We start from the raw sequence: 18,653 nt of genomic DNA, 5'->3' as shown, positions 1-18,653 counted from the left end.
GTGGACGAGGTGCTGCTCGAGCGGGTGCTGCGGTGCGTGGAACAGGTGCCCGCCGGGCGCGTGGTGTCCTACGGCGACGTGGCCGAGCTGGTCGGCACCGGCCCGCGCCAGGTGGGCTCGATCATGCGGCGCTGGGGCGGCAACGTGCCGTGGTGGCGGGTGACCAACGCCGCGGGGGAGTTCGTCGATCCGGACCTGATGGCCCGAGCCCGGACGCACTGGCGCGCAGAGGGGATCGCGGTGAAGCCCAACGGGCGCGGCACACGCATGGCCGACCACCGCGCCGACTTGACCAGACTCGAGCAGGACTACGTCCGCGCCACCGCCGGACTCGAGCAACCGCATACGGCAGGATGAGCACATGAACCGCCAGCAGGAGTACGTCCTCCGCACCATCGAGGAGAGGGACATCCGGTTCATCCGGCTCTGGTTCACCGACCTCCTCGGCACGTTGAAGTCGGTGGCCGTCGCGCCCGCCGAGCTGGAGCAGGCGTTCACCGAGGGCATCGGCATCGACGGGAGCGTGATCGAGGGCTTCACCCGGGTCTACGAGGCCGACATGGTCATCCAGCCCGACGCCGACACCTTCCAGGTGCTGCCCTGGCGCGAGCGGACGGCCCGGATGTACTGCGACATCCACATGCCCGACGGCAGCCCCGCCGCGACCGACAGCCGCCACATCCTGCGTCGCGCCCTGGGCTCGGCGTCCCAGGCGGGCTTCACCTTCTACACCCACCCCGAGATCGAGTTCTACCTGTTCAAGGAGCCCTACGACCCGGCGGTCGGGCCGGTGCCGATCGACCAGGCCGGCTACTTCGACCACGTCGCCCGCGGTGACGGCCACGACTTCCGCCGGGATGCCATCGACACCCTCGAGCAGATGGGGATTTCGGTCGAGTTCAGCCACCACGAGGGCGGTCCGGGCCAGCAGGAGATCGACCTGCGCTACGCCGACGCGCTGTCGATGGCCGACAACATCATGACCTTCCGCACCGTGGTCCGGGAGGTGGCGCTGCAGCAGGACTCCTTCGCCACCTTCATGCCCAAGCCGCTGGCGTTGCACCCGGGCTCCGGGATGCACACGCACATGTCGCTCTTCGAGGGTGACACCAACGCCTTCTACGAGCCTGGCGCGCCCTACGAGCTCTCCGAGACGGGCCGGCGTTTCATGGCCGGCATCCTCGTGCACAGCAGGGAGACCAGCGCGGTCACCAACCAGTGGGTCAACTCCTACAAGCGGCTCTGGGGCGGTGGCGAGGCCCCGGCCTACGTCTGCTGGGGCCACAACAACCGCTCCGCCCTGGCCCGGGTGCCCATGTACTCCATCGGCAAGGGACACTCCCGCCGGGTGGAGGTCCGCTCGATCGACTCGGCCTGCAATCCCTATCTCACCTTCGCCCTGCTGTTGGAGTCCGGGCTGCGGGGGATCCGCGAGGGCTACGAGCTGCCGCCGGAGGCGGAGGACGACGTCTGGGCGCTGACCGACGCCGAGCGCCGCGCCATGGGCATCGACCCGCTCCCGCAGAGCCTCGGGGAGGCCGTGGCGGTCATGGAGGAGTCCGAGCTGGTCGCCGAGGTGCTGGGCGAGCAGGTCTTCGACTTCTACCTGCGCAACAAGTGGCAGGAGTGGAGCGAGTACCGCTCGCAGGTGACCCGCTTCGAGCTCGACCGTTATCTCCTCCACCTCTAAGGGGTATGCGGTGAGCGTGGGCCCCGGCGGCAGGTTCCGGGGAGGTCGGGAGGAGCCGGGGCGCGCCGACCTGCTCGGCCCGGCCGAGCTGGCCCGCGCCGGACTGTCCGACAGCGGCCGGGCCCGGCAACTGCTGGAGGAGGTGGTCTCCCGGGTCGGTCCCGAGCTGGACCTGCCCGACCTCCTGAACGATCTCGGCGGCGTCGCCGACCCCGACGCCGCGCTGCTGCTGCTGGTCCGGCTCCTGGACCCGCGCAGCACGGGTGCGGAGCGGCAGCCCACGGCGGACGCGACCGCGCCGGTCGTGCTCGGCGGCGGCGAGCCCCGACGCCGCCTCCTGACGATTCTGGGGGCCTCGGTCGCGCTCGGGGAGCACCTGCTGCGCCATCCCGAGCACGTGGTGGAGGTGGCCGAGGGGCGCGAGCCGGTGCCGGACCTGATCACCGAGGCGGTGGCCGGGCTCGAGGGGGTGGCGGGGGCCGAGGCTCTCAGGGTCGCCTACCGGCGCCAGCTGCTCCGGGTGGCCACCACGGATCTGACCAGCCCCGACCCGGTGGCCGTGATGCCGACGATCGGGGCCTGGCTGGCCGACCTGGCCTCGGCCGCGCTGCGCGGGGCGCTGCTGCTGGCCCGGGCCGAGACCGAGGACGAGCAGGCCTGCGACCTGGCGATCATCGGGATGGGCAAGACGGGTGGGCGCGAGCTGAACTACATCAGCGACGTCGACGTGATCTTCGTGGTGGCTCCCCGGGACGAGGCGACCGAGGAAGGGGCCATCGCCGTCGGCACCCGGCTGGCCAGCGCCGTCATGCGCATCTGCGGACAGCCCACGAGCGAGGGCTCGCTGTGGCAGGTCGACGCGGCGCTGCGGCCCGAGGGCAAGAACGGCCCGCTGGTGCGGAGCCTGCGCTCCCACAAGGAGTACTACGAGCGCTGGGCCAAGACCTGGGAGTTCCAGGCGCTGCTCAAGGCCAGGGTGGTCGCCGGCGACGAGGACCTCGGGCGGCGCTGGCTGGAGCTGGTCGAGCCGATGGTCTGGTCCGCCTCCGAGCGCGAGGACTTCGTCGACGACGTCCAGGCGATGCGCCGCCGCGTCGAGCAGCACGTCAAGACCGACGAGGCCGAGCGCCAGATCAAGCTCGGCCCCGGCGGCCTGCGGGACATCGAGTTCAGCGTGCAGCTGCTCCAACTCGTGCACGGCCGGGCCGACACCGCCCTGCGGTCGGGCTCGACGTTGCCCGCGCTCCAGGCGCTGCGGGACGGCGGTTACGTGGGCCGGGACGACGCGTTCGTCCTCGACGAGGCCTACCGCGTGCTGCGGTGCCTGGAGCACCGGGTCCATCTGCACCGGATGCGCAGGACCCACCTGATGCCGACGTCCGAGGCGGAGCTGCGTCGCCTCGGGCGGGCGATGGGGGAGCGCGGCGAGGCCGAGCGCGCCCTCATGCAGCGCTGGCGCGCCGTGCGTCGGGACGTGCGACGGCTGCACGAGCGGCTCTTCTACCGCCCGCTGCTGTCGGCGGTCGCCCGGCTTTCTACCGACGAGGCGCGGCTCTCGCCCGATGCGGCGCGGGCCCGGCTCTCCGCCCTGGGCTTCGCCGACCCCGCCGGCGCGATGCGGCACCTGGAGTCGCTGACCGAGGGGCTGAGCCGTCGGGCGACTATCCAGCGGCACCTCCTGCCGGTGATGATGTCCTGGTTCGCAGACGGGGCCGACCCGGATGCGGGTCTGCTCGCCTTCCGCCAGATCAGCGACGCCCTCGGCACGACGCACTGGTACCTCGGGATGCTGCGTGACGAGGGCAGCGCCGCCCAGCGCCTGGCGCGCATCCTGTCCTCGAGCCGCTACGCGGTCGACCTGCTGATCCGCTCCCCGGGCACGGTCTCGCTGCTCGGCTCCCCGTCGGGGCTCGTCGCGCCCGACCGGCACGAGGTCGTCCAGCGGATGACCACCGCGGCCACCAGGCAGTCGACGCCGGAGGAGGCCTTCGGGGCCGTCCGGTCGGTGCGGGCGCGCGAGCTGGTCCGGGTGGTCCTGGGTGACGTGGTCGGCGGGTGGACGGGCGCGGCGACGCGCGAGGCACTGAGCGACATCACCGACGCTTATCTCGAGGCCGGGCTGGGCGTCGCGGTGCGCACCGTGCAGGAGCAGCTGGGGCGTCCGATCGATGCGCGGCTGCTCGTCGTCGGTATGGGGCGGCTCGGCGGGCGCGAGATGGGCTACGCCAGCGACGCGGACCTCATGTACGTCTACGCCCCTCTCGAGCGGGACGACGACATCAGCGAGGGCATCAGCCCCGAGGACACCAGCCCCGAGGGCACCAGCCGCGAGGACACCAGCGCCGAGGATGCCCAGGCGGTCTTCGCCGAGCTGCGCAAGGGGCTGGCGGGCCCGGGCCCGGATCCTACGCTCGAGCTGGACGCGGACCTGCGTCCCGAGGGCCGCTCCGGCCCGCTGGTCCGGAGCCTGGAGAGCTACCGCAGCTACTACGAGCGCTGGTCGGCCGGATGGGAGTCGCAGGCCCTGCTGCGGGCCCGCCCCGTCGCGGGGGACACGGCGCTGGCCGAGGACTTCCTGGCCCTGGTGGAGCCGCTCCGCTGGCCCGAGGGTGGTCTCTCGGACGAGGCGATGAGGCAGATCCGGCGCCTGAAGGCACGGATGGAGTCGGAGCGGCTGCCCCGGGGGGCGGACCGTCGCACCCATCTGAAGCTGGGTTTCGGGGGGCTGTCGGACGTGGAGTGGATCGCCCAGGTGCTCCAGCTGCGTCATGCCCACGACCACCCCTCCCTGCGGACCACGAGCACGCTCGCGACCCTGGAGGCGGCCGTGGAGGAGGGGCTGCTGGCCCGCGTCGACGCCGACGTCCTCACGGAGGCGTGGGAGCTCGCCTCGGTGCTGCGGGACGCCGGGATGGTCTGGCGCGGGCGCGTCGTCGACTCCGTGCCTAGCGGGCTGCGGGACGCGGAGGGTATGTCCAGGGTGATGGGACGGCCGGCCGGGCAGGGCTCCGAGCTCGCCGAGACCTGGCGTCGGGTCGCCCGGCACGCCCGTTCGGTCATGGAGCGTCTCTTCTACGGCGAACGTCCCGATCCCACCCCGGCCACCGAGCCCGCGCCGCGACGTGCCGCACGACCCGGGCGGGCGGCAGGGTTCAACCGTGCGCCGGCCGCGCCCCCGCCGGACCGTTCGCGCTTCCCCGAGCCGCGCAGGGGCCCGTCACCGGGAGCCGGCACCGGGCGGTCGCCGGGAGGACGCGCCGACGGCCAGGGCCGGCCGACCGGCCCCCGTTCGTAGGATGGCCCGGTGACCTCCACCTCCCCGACGCCCCACGGAGACGCCAGCGACGCCCCTGCAGGCCTGCTGCTGGTCGGCGGTCCGAGGGGAGAGGTGGACTCGTGGGTGCGCCGCGGCGTCGTGCCGGCGGTCGTGGCCCACGTTCCGGGGTGGACCCTGGTCGTCGCTTCCGGCGACAGCGAGCTCGGCCCGCCCTACGACGACCCCACCCTGCTGCTCGCCGGACGTCCGGTCCCCGAGAAGGTGGCGCCCGCGCTCGGCTTCTTCGACATCGACGGCCGGGCCGTCATCACCGTGCACGGGCCGGGACGCCGCCGGGCCACCGGCTGGGTCGTGTGGGAGCCCGAGGTCGGCCTCCTCCGTCCACCCGGCCTGCCGCTGGCCGGTCCTGCGGAGATCACCTCGGTCGCCGGGGCCCCTCCGGAGGCGCGGGACGAGCTGGTCGACCTCCTTCACGAGACGCGCGCGCGGGTGCGCCCGATGCTCCAGGCCGTCATGGCCACCCTGCACCTGCCGGCGGCCCGGATCATCACCGAGCCCCGCACCGCGATCCACCTGCCCGGGGCGGTCCGGCACGATCCCAATCCCAAGGAGATCGCGCTCTTCGACGACGCGGTGGCCGACTCCGTCCGCCTGCGGCGCGAGCTCGGTGCCTTGCCGTGAGTGGGCCATCTTCCGTGAATCGCCCATCTCCCGTGGGCCAGCCATCTGACCAGGGTCAGCCACCCGCAGTGGTGGCGCTCCCTGCCGTGGATGTGGCCGGTCGGCGTGCGGTGCAGGTCGTCGAGGGCCCGGACGACCCCTTCACCGTGGCCTCAGGCTGGGTCCGCGGTGGGGCCGAGTGGTTGCACGTCGTCGACCTGGACCGGGCGCACCGAAGGGGGGCGGACACCGCATACCTGGCCGAGCTGATCTCCGGCCAACCGGTCCCGGTGCAGCTCTCCGGCGGCCTCGACACGCCGGCCGCCGTGGCGGCCGCGCTGGCCACCGCGGCGACGAGGATCAACCTGGCGGCGACCGCGCTGGCCGAGCCGACCTGGGTCGCCGACCTGGTGGAGGAGCACGGTGCACGGATCGCCGTGGGGGTGGACGTCGACGGGGATCGGGTCGTCGCCAGGGGCACGGGGGAGGACCTGGGGACGCTCCCCGAGGTGCTCGACCTGCTCGGGCAGGTGGCGGTCCGACCGGGCTGGTTCGTCGTGGCTGATGCGAGCAGGGACGGCCGCCGCACCGGGGCCGATCTCGGTCTGTTCAGCCGTGCGGTCGCCACCCTGGGCGGCCTCGCGCCCGTCGTCGCCTCCGGCGGCGTCGCCGACCTGGCAGACCTGCGCGGGCTGCGTGATGTGGGGGTGGCGGGCGTGGTGCTCGGCTCGGCCCTCTACCATCGGGCCTTCACCCTGCCCCAAGCCCTGGAGACCTTGGCATGAGCCACCGATTCACCGGCCACGACCCGGCAGAAGGTCAGGACACCGGGGGTGTCCCCTGGGAGGGACGGACCCTCACCGGCACCGGTTTCGACCACGACACCGGTGAGGCCGACGCCGCCCTGTCCTTGCTGCTCGCACGGTGGGCGACGCCGGGGGAGGTCCGGCCGGAGGAGCTGATGGCCGCCGTCGCCGCAGCACGTCTGATCGTCCCCATCGTGGCGGTGCCCAGCGAGATCGACGAGTCCAGCGGCATCCCGGTCGACGCGGTGAGCGACATGGCCTCGGTGACCCTCGTGGCCCCGGACGGACAGCAGGCCCTGCCTGCCTTCACCAGCACGGCGGCGCTGGCGGCCTGGAACGCCGAGGCCCGACCGGTCCCCGTCACCGCACAGCGCGCGGCGCTGGCGGCCGTGCAGGAGGGCTGCGAGGTCATCCTGCTCGACCTGCCCGCACCTCCTGGCGCGCCGGCGCTCACGCTGCGTCCCTCGATGGTCTGGGCGCTGGCCATGGGTCGACCGTGGGTCCCGGCCCACCGGGACGAGCACGTCGCCGCCGCGGTGGCCGCGGCGGTGAGGGAGCGGCCGGAGGTCAGAGGACACCACCTCGGCGAGGCGGAGGACGGCGGGCTCCTCATCACGCTGGACCTTGTTCCAGGGCTGGACCGGACCCGCCTCAACGAGCTGCTCACGCAGGTCGGCGGCAGGATCGCGGCCGACGGTGAGGCACGGGCCCGGATCGACGCGGTGTCCTTCCGTCTCGCGGCCGCTGACCGCTGACCTGGGGCCGGCTCGTAGGGCAAAGCACGGGTCATCAGTTGGTAAGCGTTTGGTCAAGATCCTTGTGACGCCCCTCACACCTCACTAGCCTGATGGCACGGCCCGTCCAGGGAAGGACGGCCGCACCCGGGGAGATGAGATGGCCGTCCATGTCGGTGAGCACGACGCTCACGGCGACGGTGCCCTCGCGGAGAATTCCTCCCCGCCGCTGGTCCTGGTCCTCTCCTCCCGCACCGCGCAGGCACTGGCGTCGATCATGGAGGCGGGCTGGCAGGGGCCCGTGGTGGTCGTCGGCACCGTCTCCGAGGCGAGGGCAGCGCTGGAGGATGGGTCCGGGTACGTCGTGCGTGCCGTGAGCGAGACCCGTTCCGGGACAGGGTCGTCCGACCGTCTCGGCATCACCCTCGACCCCGACCGCCAACGGGTCTCCTGCGGCTCCAGGAGCTGCTCACTCACGCCCCTCGAGTTCGGGGTGCTGACGATGCTGGCGCGGGAGCCCGGTCGGGTCCAGCGCTTCGCCGACCTGACGGATCGGGTATGGGGCATGCCGCACGTCGGCGACGGCGGCCAGGTGCACGCCGTCATCCGGCGGGTCCGGCGCAAGCTGGCCTCGGTGCACGCGGAGGTGGACATCCTGGCGGTCCGAGGCGTCGGCTTCCGGCTGGTGGCGCGTCGGGGCGAGGCCCTGGCGGAGGGGCCCAGGCTCGTCGCGGCCGACTGACGGTGCGCGCGTGCCTCTCTGAGGTCATGTCCACCAGGATCACCGTCTTCGGCCCGTTGGACGCGCCGTGCGAGGCCCGACCGACCCGCGCTCCGTGCGAGGCCCGATTCACCATCGGCCGGAGAGTGATCCGACGTCCGGAACTATCCGGACGACGGATCACTTTTCGGCTGTCGGATCAGGGGCGGGCACGGAGAATTGTCAAGGTTGTCCACCTTCTGTCGACCTCCTGTCGTTGTCCCTCCCCGACGGTGCTGCCTAGCGTCGGGAGCGGGGTCGAAGCGGCCCCGAACTCAAGGGAGAGGACAAGGATCGATGCAACCGATAGCCCGACGACGGTGGTGGGTCACGAGCGTGACCGCCACCTCGCTGGCGTTCGCGGGGCTGGGGACCGCGGTGACGGCGACTGCCGTGCCAGGCCCCTTCCCGACGGACGAGACGAGCCTGGCGGAGAAGATCGACGCCGCCGTGACCGCACAGCTCGAGGAGGAGGGCCGGGCCGATGTCTGGGTCCGCCTGGCCGACCGGCCTGACCTTGACAAGTACTCCTCGATCTCCGACTGGGACGAGCGGGGTCAGGCCGTCGTGGACGCCCTCACCGACACCGCAGAGGAGAGCCAGAAGGAGCTGCGCAGTCAGCTGGACGCCCAGGGCGTGGAGTACCAGGCCTTCTGGGCGACCAACTCCCTGCGGGTCTCGGGCGCCGATGCGGAGCTGCTCACCTCGATGGCGTCGGACTCCGAGGTCGAGGGCGTATACCCGACGATGCAGATCGAGATCCCTGAGCTCGAGCCGGAGGCGCCGGAGATGGCTCCCGCTGCGGTCGAGTGGGGGATCGCCGACGTCAAGGCCCCCGAGGTCTGGGACGACCTGGGCGTCGACGGCCAGGGCATCGTCGTGGCATCGATCGACACAGGGGCCCAGTACGACCACCCGGCGCTGGTCAACCAGTACCGGGGCAACAACGGTGATGGCACCTTCGACCACAACTACAACTGGTTCAACGCGGCCGGCGGGTCGCCGGACCAGCCTGCCGACAACAACGGCCACGGTTCGCACGTCACCGGCACGATGGTCGGCGACGACGGCGGGGACAACCAGATCGGCATGGCCCCCGGTGCGAAGTGGATCAGCGCCGACGGCTGCTGTCCCACCGACGCCGCCCTGATCGAGTCGGGGCAGTGGATGCTGGAGCCCCGCGACCTGAACGGGGAGAACCCGGACGTCACCAAGCGGCCCCACATCATCAACAACTCCTGGGGCACCCAGGCCCCCTCGACCGCCCCTTTCATGGAGGACATCATCGAGGCCTGGGCCGCGTCCGGGCAGTTCGGCGTGTTCGCCAACGGCAACACCGGGCCCAACTGCGCGTCGGCAGGGTCCCCCGGCAGCCGGACCGTGACCTACGCGGTCGGCAACTACCGCAGCGACCACACGATCGCCACCTCGTCGGGCCGCGGGCCCGGTCAGGACGGGCACACCAACCCCAACATCGCTGCCCCCGGCACGAGCGTGCGTTCGTCCGTCCCGGGCAACGGCTACGCCAGCTACAGCGGCACCTCGATGGCCTCGCCGCACGTGGCTGGAGCAGTGGCTCTGGTGTGGTCGGCCTCCCCGGCCCTGGTCGGCGACGTCGAGGGCACCCGGGCGCTGCTCAACGGCTCGGCCGTCGACACCGAGGACCTGCAGTGCGGCGGCACCGCGGAGAACAACAACGTCTTCGGCGAGGGTCGTCTGGACGCCCTGGCACTGGTGAGCTCGGCTCCCGCGGGGGAGACCGGCACCCTGGTCGGCACCGTCACCGACGGTGCCTCGGGCGAGGCCCTGAGCGGCGTCAACCTCGCCGTCGAGGGTCCGATCGAGCGTGACGTCGTCAGCGACGAGGACGGGACCTACTCGGTCCTGCTGACCGCCGGGGAGTACACCGTGACGGCCAGCAAGTTCGGCTACGCGCAGAAGACCGTGAACGCGGCGATCACCCCCGAGCAGACCACCACGCTCGACATCGCCATGGACCCGGTGCCCTCCAGCACCGTGACCGGCACGGTCACCGACGGCTCGGGCTACGGCTTCCCGCTCTATGCCCGGGTGTCGGCCAACGGCACCCCGGCCGCGACCTACACCGACCCGGAGACGGGCGTGTTCAGCATCGACCTGCCCGAGGGTCAGGCCTTCGAGCTGACGGTGCAGGTCCAGTACCCCGGCTACACCGCCCCGACCGTCGAGGTCACCGCCGGTGACGGCGTCACCGCGGACGTGCAGGTCCCCGTGGATGCGGCGACCTGCTCCGCCCCCGGCTACGGCTGGGACGTGAACGGCGTCACCGAGTCCTTCGACGCCGAGGCGCTCCCCGAGGGCTGGGAGGTCGTGGACCACGCCGGCACCGGCGGCGTCTGGGCCTTCGACAACCCCGGCGGTCGCGACAACCTCACCGGTGGTGAGGGCAACATGGCGATCATGGACTCCGACCACTACGGCAGCGGGGCCGAGCAGGACACCTCCCTGGTCACCCCCTCGGTGGACATGAGCGCTTTGGAGAGCCCTGTCGTGGGCTTCAAGCAGGACTGGCGCGCCCTGGGCGACAACGCCGACGTCGACGTCAGCATCGACGGCGGTCAGACCTGGAGCACGGTGCTCGCGCAGACCACTTCTCTGCGAGGCCCCGACGAGCAGATCCTCCCGCTGCCGGACGCGGCGGGCCAGGCCGACGTCAAGGTCCGCTTCCACCAGTACAACGCGGACTACGACTACTGGTGGCAGGTCGATGACGTCTTCCTCGGCAACCGGGCCTGCGCCCCGACGGGCGAGGGCGGCTATGTCGTCGGCACCGTCGCCGGCGACGAGACCGGCGAGGGCGTGGTCGGAGCGACCGTGACCAACCTGGACGTCCCGGAGGAGAAGGCGGTCACCACCGCCACCCCGAACGACCCGGGGCTGGACGACGGCTTCTACTGGATCTTCTCCTCCCACCCCGGCACGCACCCCTTCGAAGCGGCGGCCCGAGGCTACGAGAACAAGACCCAGGACCTGACGGTGACGCACGGCGACACCGTGCGCGGTGACTTCGTCCTCGGCTCGCCCTTCATCGTGGTGGACCCCACGGAGATCTACTCCGCGGTCACCCTCGGTGGGGAGCGCACCCACACGCTGACGATCAGCAACACCGGCACCGGCGAGGCGCAGGTCGAGCTGTCCGAGGTCGCGGGTGACTTCACCATCCTGCGGGCCGACGGCTCGAAGTCCAGGATGGGCAAGAGCGCTGCCCGCGACGGCGGTGAGGTCGTCTCGATCGAGGCACCCACCTCGTTGGAGGCCTTCGGCGGCAGCAGCATGGCCAGCCAGGGCACGCCGGACGAGGTCCGTGCCGCCGCCGACCCGTGGACCCCGTTGGGCAACTACCCGCGTCCCGCGATGGACAACCGGGTGGTCAACCTCGACGGTGACTGGTACACCATCGGTGGCACCGACGGCACGGCGGCCTTCGCCGACGTGAACCGCTACGACGCCGCCTCCGCGACCTGGACCGCCGTCGCACCGCTGCCCACGGCAGCCTCCGCCGTCACGGCGGGTGCCGTCGCCGGCGAGATCGTGGTCAGCGGCGGTTGGGTGGCCAACGGCGTCTCGGGCGCCACGGCCGTCTACGACGCGGGCTCCGACAGCTGGACCACCGGCGCCGACAACCCGGTGCCTGTGTCGGCCGCGGGCGCGGCGGTGCTCGACGGGAAGCTCTACTCCGTCGGTGGCTGCACCACCACCAGCTGCTCGCCCATGTCGGCGTCCGTGACGGCCTACGACCCGGCCGCGGACGCCTGGGAGCAGCTGGCCGACTACCCGCAGGCCGTCGCCTTCGCCTCCTGCGGTGGCGTCGATGGCCAGCTGGTCTGCACCGGCGGCAACCCGGGCACCGGCGGAGTGGCGTCCAGCTACTCCTACGACCCGGCCGCCGACGCCTGGACCCCGCTGCCCGACGCTCCCGTCGACAGCTGGGCCAGCCAGTACGCCACCGCCAACGGCCAGCTCGTGGTCAACGGTGGCGTCCAGGGTGGCGAGATCACCAACGCCAGCTTCGCCTTCGACGGCGCGGCCGGCGAGTGGGTGCAGATGCCGGCCTCGAGCTCGGCCCTCTACCGTGGTGGCGCCGCATGCGGCATCGCCAAGGTGGGTGGCGCGGTGAGCAACTTCGACGCCGTCCCCACGGCCGAGCACCTGCCCGGCTATGACGACTGCGGCGGCAGCGGCGCCGACGTCGACTGGCTGACCGTCGATCCGATGGAGCTGACCATCCCGGCCGGCGAGTCTGCCTCGGTCGAGGTCGTCACCGACGGTGACGTGGCCCAACCGGGCACCTACACCGCCGGCATCAAGGTCAAGGCCAACAGCCCGCAGCGCCTGGACACCATCCCGGTGACCATGGTCGTCAGCCCGCCCAAGAACTGGGGCAAGCTGATGGGCACCGTCTCCGGCACCGACGGCAAGAGCACCGACCCGATCCAGGGCGCGGTCGTCGACATCACCCCGACAAAGGGTAACGGAGCTGGCTGGGCACTGATCACCGATGAGGCTGGCCGTTACGCCCACTGGATGGTGGCCGGCAAGTACGACACCATCGCGGCCAAGGACGGCTTCCGCCCGCAGGCGAAGCAGGCCCAGGTCAAGAAGGGCAAGGACACGGTCGTGAACTACACCCTTCGCAAGATCGGCTGATCGGGCAGAGTCCCGAGAAGGGGGAAGTGGCCCCCCCCCGGGTGGGGTGGGGGTGGCTTCTGGTTGTCTTTCTGACAGTGTCCGGCGGGGGGGAGCTAGGGGGGGGGGGATTTCCCCCCATGGGGGGTGTGTTTTCCCCACTTCCGGGTCGTCTGCCGGACGGTGTCCGACGGACGGGCGTGTCGAACCCTGCTCAGCCGTTCATCGGCTCGGAGTGGGCGATCTGGTCCTGGCCCTCCGGCTCGCGGATGCCCTGGGGCTCCTCGTTGGCGGTGGCACCGGGGACCGACTCGGAGCCCGCGGACTCGTAGGCCTCCTGGATGCGCCGGCCGATCTCGGCGTCGATGTTGGTCCAGTACTCGTAGACGCGCGGACGCACCAGGTCGCTCACGCCGCCGAGCATGCCGGCCACGGTCTGGACGAGCCGCTCACGCTGCTCGTCGGTGAAGACCTCGCGGACGAGCTGACCCGGCTGACCGAAGTCGTCGTCGTCCGAGCGCAGCGTGTAGGCCTGACGCACCAGGGCGCCATCGGCCTCCCAGCCGTTCTCCATCGGGCCCTCCTTGTCCGACCAGGGGCGACCGTAGGAGTTGGTCACGTAGGTCGGCTGGCTGCCGGAGTGGAGGTAGGCCATCGGGCCGTCGAACTGGAAGGCGTTGACCCGCACCTTGGGCTGGTTGACCGGCAGGTGCATGAAGTTGGCGCCGATCCGGTGCCGCTGCGCGTCCGGGTAGGAGAAGGTGCGCGCGAGCAGCATCTTGTCGGGGGAGACGCCGGTGCCGGGGACCTGGTTGGACGGGCTGAAGGCGACCTGCTCGATCTGGGCGAACCAGTTCTCCGGGTTGCGGTTCAGCGTCATGGTGCCGACCTTGTGCAGCGGGTAGTCCGCGTGCGGCCAGACCTTGGTCAGGTCGAACGGGTTGTAGCGGTAGGTCTTGGCCTCCTCGTAGGGCATGACCTGCACCGACAGGGTCCAGCTCGGGTGGTCGCCGTTCTTGATGGCCTCGAACAGGTCGCGGCGGTGCGCGTCGGCGTCCTCACCGGCGATCTTGACGGCCTCGTCGTTGGAGAGGTTCTCCACACCCTGGTTGCTGTGCCAGTGGTACTTGACGAAGAATCGCTCGCCGGCCTCGTTGACCCACATGTAGGTGTGCGAGCCGTAGCCGTTCATGTGGCGCCACGTGCGCGGCAGGCCACGGTCACCCATGAGGTAGGTCACCTGGTGGGCGGACTCGGGGTTGTTGGTCCAGAAGTCCCACTGCATGTTGGCGTCGCGCAGGCCGCTGTCGGGCATGCGGCGCTGCGAGCGGATGAAGTTGGGGAACTTCATGGGGTCGCGCACGAAGAAGATCGGGGTGTTGTTGCCGACGATGTCGAGGTTGCCGTCCTCGGAGTAGAGGCGGACGGAGAAGCCACGCACGTCGCGCCAGGTGTCGGGGGAGCCCTGCTCGCCGGCGACGGTGGAGAAGCGGACGATGACCTCGGAGCTCGCGCCGGGGGCGAAGGCCTTGGCCTTGGTCCAGGCGGTGACGTCCTCGGAGACCTCGAAGACACCGAAGGCGCCCGAGCCCTTGGCGTGGGGCAGACGCTCCGGCACCTTCTCGCGGTCGAAGTGGGCGAGGTTCTCGATCAGCGACACGTCGTGCAGCAGGAGCGGGCCGTCGGCGCCGACCGACAGGCTGTTGCGGTCGGAGTCGTTGGGGGCTCCGCTCATGAGCGTCGACCCCTCGGTGTGGAGGGCGGCGTCGCTGTGCTCGGCGTTGACGTAGCCGGGCGTGTCAGGCTGCTGACTGCTCATCTTCTCTCTCTTCCTTCTGATCGGTTCGGGACTGGTGAAGGTGGTGCTTCCGAGGGCCGCGCCGGCTCCCGGGGGTCTGGGGATGGGGCTCAGGGATGCGGCAGCCCGGGTTCGGCGGTCTCCTGGCAGCGGGGGCACAGGCCCCAGTAGATGACCTCGGCCTCTTCGACCCGGAAGCCGTCGGTGGCGTGCTCGCCGGGATCGGCGCAGGGGATGGTCCCCGTCGCGCAGGGGACGTCCAGGAGGACCTGGCAGCCACGGCATACCGCGTGGTGGTGGTTGTCCCCGAGGTCGAGCTCGAAGCGCGCGGGGGAGCTGGCCGGCTGGATCCGGCGCAGGAGCCCTGCGCCGGACAGCGTCGTGAGGATGTCGTAGACGCCCTGCACGGACACTCCCTGGGCGCGGTCCCTCGTGAGACGGAGGACCTCGCCGGCGTCGGAGTGCGGATGGTCGCGGAGGGTCTCCAGGACCGCGACCCGCGCCGCGGTGACGCGCAGGCCCGCGCCCTGGAGGAGCTCGGTCGGCGCGGCGGTGGTCATGACACCACCTGATCACGTTTTCTTGAATGATTCAAGTTATAGGGGCGGTGTCCCGCCCGTCTCTTCCCCGCTCGCGGGGTTCGCGTCGGCAAGGGCTCTTCTGCTAGCATTACTGGTCGACCAGTCGAGCGTGCCCGTACGCCCGACGTGCAAGAGGGGCCCCAGCCCCCACCCGCGTCAGCCTCACGGTTGCCGGGTCCACGGTCCGCACCTGCCGAGAGATCGGTGCGGTGAGTGTATGTGGTGGTGAGTCACCGCATACCGGATCCGGCGTGAGCCGGCTTCAGGACCGGGGAGTGAAGGCCTCTTGCGCACCAGGTGCCAGGAGGCCTTTCTGGTGCCCGGGGTCCAGCCATCGCCACGAAGGAGCAAGCACATCAGCGAGCCTCGCATCAATGACCGCATCCGGGTCCCGGAGGTGCGGTTGGTCGGTCCCAACGGGGAACAGGTCGGCATCGTGCGCGTCGAGGACGCGCTGCGGCTCGCCGCCGAGGCCGACCTCGACCTGGTCGAGGTCGCGCCGATGGCGCGTCCGCCCGTCGCCAAGCTCATGGACTACGGCAAGTACAAGTACGAAGCCGCGATGAAGGCGCGTGAGGCCCGGAAGAACCAGGTCAACACCGTCATCAAGGAGATCAAGCTCCGTCCCAAGATCGACCAGCACGACTACGCGACCAAGAAGGGCCACGTCGAGCGCTTCCTCAAGGGTGGCGACAAGGTCAAGGTCACGATCATGTTCCGCGGCCGCGAGCAGTCCCGCCCCGAGCTGGGCTTCCGCCTGCTGCAGAAGCTGGCCGAGGACGTCGCCGAGCTGGGCTTCGTCGAGAGCGCCCCGCGCCAGGACGGCCGCAACATGGTCATGGTGATCGGCCCGGCCAAGAAGAAGACCGCGGTGCGCCAGGAGCAGAAGGCCGCCAAGGCCAAGGCCGCCGCCGAGTCCAGCCAGACCGCTACGGCCACCGAGGCCACGGCCGCCGAGGCGCCCGAGACGACCGAGGCGCCCGAGACCACCCAGGCCTGAGGGCCCCCACAGACGACACCCGGCAGACCGGGTGGAGAGCAACGAAGGAGAAATCGGCCATGCCGAAGATGAAGACCCACAGCGGTGCCAAGAAGCGTTTCCGCGTCACGGGCACCGGCAAGATCATGCACCAGCGCGCGCGCCACGTGCACAAGTTCCAGGAGCGTCGCGCCTCGCAGGCCCGCCGCCTCGTCAACGACACCGTCGTTGCCCCGTCCGACGTCCGCAAGGTGAAGAAGATGCTCGGCCTCTGAGGCCCGAGCACCACATCTTCTTTTGCCAACTGCTGAAGAACTACTAAGGAGAATCACGTGGCACGCGTGAAGCGGGCGGTCAACGCCCAGAAGAAGCGCCGGGTCGTCCTGGAGCGCGCCTCCGGCTACCGCGGTCAGCGCAGCCGGCTCTACCGCAAGGCCAAGGAGCAGGTCACCCACTCGCTGGTCTACAGCTACAACGACCGGCGCGCCCGCAAGGGCGACTTCCGTCGCCTCTGGATCCAGCGCATCAACGCCGGCGCCCGCGCCAACGGCATGACCTACAACCGGTTCATCCAGGGCCTGAAGGCCGCCGGTGTCGAGGTCGACCGCCGCATGCTGGCCGACCTGGCCGTGCACGACGAGGCCGCCTTCGCCGCGCTCGTCGAGCTGAGCCGCGCCAACGTCCCCGCCGCCGGCGAGGCCAAGGAGACCGCCGGGTCGGCCGCCTGAGCCACCCGCAGACCATCACGACGCCCCGGCGCATGACCACCGACCCGTCGCTGCTGAGCAATCCTCGCAGCGAGCGTGTCCGGCAGGTCGCCGCGCTGGGGCGTCGTGCTGCCCGCGACAAGCAGGGCCGCTTCCTCGTCGAAGGACCCCAGGCAGTCCGCGAGCTGCTCGGGTATGCGGCGCCCGCCGCCGTCGTCCTGTACGTCACCGACGCCGCCGAGCAGCGGCATACCGAGATCGTCGAGGCCGCCCGCACGGCCGGGGTGCCGGTCCACGCCTGCACCGACCAGGTGCTGGCGGCGATGGCCGACACCGACCACCCGCAGGGGATGCTGGCCGTCGCCCGTCGCGTCGACGTGCCCCTCGCCGAGGCCCTCGATGCCGTGGGGGAAGGCTTCGCCGTCGTCCTGACCCACGTGCGAGACCCCGGCAACGCGGGGACCGTGCTGCGTGGCGCCGATGCCTTCGGGGCCGCGGCGGTGCTGGTCAGCGACGCCTCGGTGGACGTCTACAACCCCAAGGTCGTCCGCTCGACCGTGGGCTCCCTGTTCCACCTGCCGGTCACCGTGGGCACCCCGGTCGCCGAGCTCCTGGCGGCCTGTCGGGACCGGGGGATCCGCTTGCTGGCCGCCGACGGTTCGGGCTCGACGACGCTGCCCGAGGTCGATCTGTCCGGGCCGCACGCGTGGGTCATGGGCAACGAGGCGTGGGGGCTGGAGCCGGAGGTGCTCGACCTGTGCGACGAGACCGTCGCCATCCCGATCCAGCGCGCCGAGTCGCTCAACCTGGCGATGGCGGCCACCGTCTGCCTGCACGCGTCGGGCTCGGCCCGCTGAAACCCTGTCGAGACCAGTCCCCGGCGTTGCCTAGACTTGCGCAGGTGTCCGGACCCAACACCAACTACGACCCTGTCGAGGTCGCTGCCCTCGCGCCCGAGGCGGTGGAGGCCAACGTCTCCGACGCCCTGAGCGCCATCGCCGCCGCCTCGACCCTGGACGAGCTCAAGGCCGCCCGGCTGGCGCACGCGGGGGAGAAGTCGCCCCTCGCCCTGGCCAACCGCGAGATCGGGGCCCTCCCGCCGAGCGCCAAGGCCGAGGCTGGCAAGCGCGTCGGCCAGGCCCGCGGGCAGGTGAGCAAGGCTCTCGCCGCCCGGCAGGCGGAGCTGGAGGCCGAGCGTGACGAGCGGATCCTCGTGGAGGAGGCCCTCGACCTCACCGTCCGCCCGGACCGCCACCCGGTGGGGCGGCGCCACCTGCTGTCCGTCACCGCCGAGCGGATGGCCGACGCGATGGTCGGGATGGGCTGGGAGATCGCCGAGGGCCCGCAGGTCGAGGCCGAGTGGTTCAACTTCGACGCGCTCAACTTCGACAAGGACCACCCGGCGCGGCAGATGCAGGACACCTTCTTCGTCGAGCCCGCCGAGGCCGGTCTGGTGCTGCGCACGCACACCTCGCCCGTCCAGGCACGCAGCCTCCTCGAGCGTGGCGTGCCGCTCTACGTCGCCGTGCCCGGACGCACCTTCCGCACCGACGAGCTGGACGCGACGCACACGCCCGTCTTCGCCCAGCTCGAGGGTCTGGCCATCGACGAGGGCCTGACGATGGCCCACCTCAAGGGCACCCTGGACCGGCTCGCGGAGGCGATGTTCGGCCCCGGCATCACCAGCCGCCTGCGCCCGTCCTTCTTCCCCTTCACCGAGCCCAGCGCGGAGATGGACTTCCGCTGCTTCGTCTGCCACGGCGACGACACCGAGTGCCGGACCTGCGGCGGGACCGGCTGGATCGAGTGGGGCGGCTGCGGCATGGTCAACCACAACGTCCTGCGCGCCTGCGGCGTCGACCCCGAGCGCTACCAGGGCTTCGCCTTCGGCATGGGCATCGAGCGCACGGCCATGCTGCGCAACACGGTGGCCGACATGCGGGAGCTGATCGAGGGCGACGTGCGCTTCAACGCGCAGTTCGGGATGGAGGGCTGA

At 71.4% G+C, this 18,653-nt stretch carries 15 protein-coding genes; 13 read left to right on the top strand and 2 right to left on the bottom strand.

The genetic code is table 11. The features are described 5' to 3' along the window. The 8 genes from ACTMMA_RS13840 (at window position 1) to ACTMMA_RS13805 (ending at window position 12,613) form a co-directional block, all read left to right on the top strand. A complete protein-coding gene (locus ACTMMA_RS13840; RefSeq protein WP_441190713.1) occupies window positions 1-357 on the top strand; it encodes an MGMT family protein in 357 nt (118 codons plus the stop codon). Between the two features lie 4 nt (window positions 358-361). Then, a complete protein-coding gene (locus ACTMMA_RS13835) occupies window positions 362-1,690 on the top strand; it encodes a glutamine synthetase family protein (RefSeq protein WP_441190712.1) in 1,329 nt (442 codons plus the stop codon). A gap of 10 nt (window positions 1,691-1,700) precedes the next feature. Beyond that, window positions 1,701-4,985: a bifunctional [glutamine synthetase] adenylyltransferase/[glutamine synthetase]-adenylyl-L-tyrosine phosphorylase gene (locus tag ACTMMA_RS13830; protein ID WP_441190711.1), complete on the top strand. Its 3,285-nt coding sequence runs from the start codon at window positions 1,701-1,703 to the stop codon at window positions 4,983-4,985. A 9-nt stretch (window positions 4,986-4,994) separates the two neighbouring features. Next, window positions 4,995-5,648, top strand: coding sequence for a hypothetical protein (locus tag ACTMMA_RS13825; RefSeq protein ID WP_441190710.1), 654 nt, complete (start codon window positions 4,995-4,997; stop codon window positions 5,646-5,648). A 71-nt stretch (window positions 5,649-5,719) separates the two neighbouring features. Beyond that, window positions 5,720-6,412, top strand: a complete 693-nt coding sequence (locus ACTMMA_RS13820) for a HisA/HisF-related TIM barrel protein (RefSeq protein ID WP_441190709.1) — start codon at window positions 5,720-5,722, stop codon at window positions 6,410-6,412. Continuing rightward, a complete protein-coding gene (locus tag ACTMMA_RS13815) occupies window positions 6,409-7,188 on the top strand; it encodes an SseB family protein (RefSeq protein WP_441190708.1) in 780 nt (259 codons plus the stop codon). The genes ACTMMA_RS13820 and ACTMMA_RS13815 overlap by 4 nt, the downstream gene beginning before the upstream one ends. Before the next feature lie 139 nt (window positions 7,189-7,327). Then, window positions 7,328-7,909, top strand: coding sequence for a winged helix-turn-helix domain-containing protein (locus ACTMMA_RS13810; RefSeq protein ID WP_441190707.1), 582 nt, complete (start codon window positions 7,328-7,330; stop codon window positions 7,907-7,909). Between the two features lie 354 nt (window positions 7,910-8,263). Continuing rightward, window positions 8,264-12,613 (top strand): S8 family serine peptidase, encoded by a 4,350-nt coding sequence (locus tag ACTMMA_RS13805; protein WP_441190706.1) that lies wholly within the window; start codon window positions 8,264-8,266, stop codon window positions 12,611-12,613. A 193-nt stretch (window positions 12,614-12,806) separates the two neighbouring features. On the opposite strand, the gene ACTMMA_RS13800 is transcribed toward ACTMMA_RS13805, so the two are convergent. Next, window positions 12,807-14,411 (bottom strand): catalase, encoded by a 1,605-nt coding sequence (locus ACTMMA_RS13800; RefSeq protein ID WP_441190704.1) that lies wholly within the window; start codon window positions 14,409-14,411, stop codon window positions 12,807-12,809. A gap of 89 nt (window positions 14,412-14,500) precedes the next feature. Beyond that, window positions 14,501-14,950 carry a Fur family transcriptional regulator gene (locus ACTMMA_RS13795; protein WP_441190703.1) on the bottom strand — a complete coding sequence of 150 codons (450 nt, stop codon included), beginning with the start codon at window positions 14,948-14,950 and terminating at the stop codon, window positions 14,501-14,503. Window positions 14,951-15,368: 418 nt separating this feature from the next. Between ACTMMA_RS13795 and infC the strand changes: the two genes are divergently transcribed. Genes infC through pheS form a run of 5 tightly spaced genes read left to right on the top strand, consistent with a single transcriptional unit; the run spans window position 15,369 to window position 18,653 of the window. Further along, window positions 15,369-15,971: a translation initiation factor IF-3 gene (infC, locus tag ACTMMA_RS13790; protein ID WP_441190749.1), complete on the top strand. Its 603-nt coding sequence runs from the start codon at window positions 15,369-15,371 to the stop codon at window positions 15,969-15,971. Between the two features lie 59 nt (window positions 15,972-16,030). Then, window positions 16,031-16,225, top strand: coding sequence for a 50S ribosomal protein L35 (rpmI, locus tag ACTMMA_RS13785; RefSeq protein WP_441190702.1), 195 nt, complete (start codon window positions 16,031-16,033; stop codon window positions 16,223-16,225). Window positions 16,226-16,282: 57 nt separating this feature from the next. Continuing rightward, window positions 16,283-16,678: a 50S ribosomal protein L20 gene (rplT, locus tag ACTMMA_RS13780; RefSeq protein ID WP_441190701.1), complete on the top strand. Its 396-nt coding sequence runs from the start codon at window positions 16,283-16,285 to the stop codon at window positions 16,676-16,678. A gap of 32 nt (window positions 16,679-16,710) precedes the next feature. Beyond that, window positions 16,711-17,514: a TrmH family RNA methyltransferase gene (locus tag ACTMMA_RS13775; protein ID WP_441190700.1), complete on the top strand. Its 804-nt coding sequence runs from the start codon at window positions 16,711-16,713 to the stop codon at window positions 17,512-17,514. A gap of 44 nt (window positions 17,515-17,558) precedes the next feature. After that, complete coding sequence (gene pheS, locus ACTMMA_RS13770) at window positions 17,559-18,653, top strand: phenylalanine--tRNA ligase subunit alpha (RefSeq protein ID WP_441190699.1); 1,095 nt, start codon at window positions 17,559-17,561, stop codon at window positions 18,651-18,653.

Source organism: Ornithinimicrobium panacihumi (assembly GCF_052073805.1).
GTDB classification, from domain to species: Bacteria; Actinomycetota; Actinomycetes; order Actinomycetales; family Dermatophilaceae; genus Ornithinicoccus; species Ornithinicoccus panacihumi.
Note: the sequence above shows the minus strand (reverse complement) of the source record. Positions and strands in the feature narration are given on the sequence as shown.

What these genes read in the sequence shown, in the direction of transcription:
- ACTMMA_RS13835 (WP_441190712.1), top strand. Translation starts at nt 362, where the DNA reads ATGAACCGCCAGCAGGAGTACGTCCTCCGCACCATCGAGGAGAGGGAC.
- ACTMMA_RS13815 (WP_441190708.1), top strand. Translation starts at nt 6,409, where the DNA reads ATGAGCCACCGATTCACCGGCCACGACCCGGCAGAAGGTCAGGACACC.
- ACTMMA_RS13810 (WP_441190707.1), top strand. Translation starts at nt 7,328, where the DNA reads ATGGCCGTCCATGTCGGTGAGCACGACGCTCACGGCGACGGTGCCCTC.
- ACTMMA_RS13800 (WP_441190704.1), bottom strand. Translation starts at nt 14,411, where the DNA reads ATGAGCAGTCAGCAGCCTGACACGCCCGGCTACGTCAACGCCGAGCAC.
- ACTMMA_RS13795 (WP_441190703.1), bottom strand. Translation starts at nt 14,950, where the DNA reads ATGACCACCGCCGCGCCGACCGAGCTCCTCCAGGGCGCGGGCCTGCGC.
- rpmI (WP_441190702.1), top strand. Translation starts at nt 16,031, where the DNA reads ATGCCGAAGATGAAGACCCACAGCGGTGCCAAGAAGCGTTTCCGCGTC.
- ACTMMA_RS13775 (WP_441190700.1), top strand. Translation starts at nt 16,711, where the DNA reads ATGACCACCGACCCGTCGCTGCTGAGCAATCCTCGCAGCGAGCGTGTC.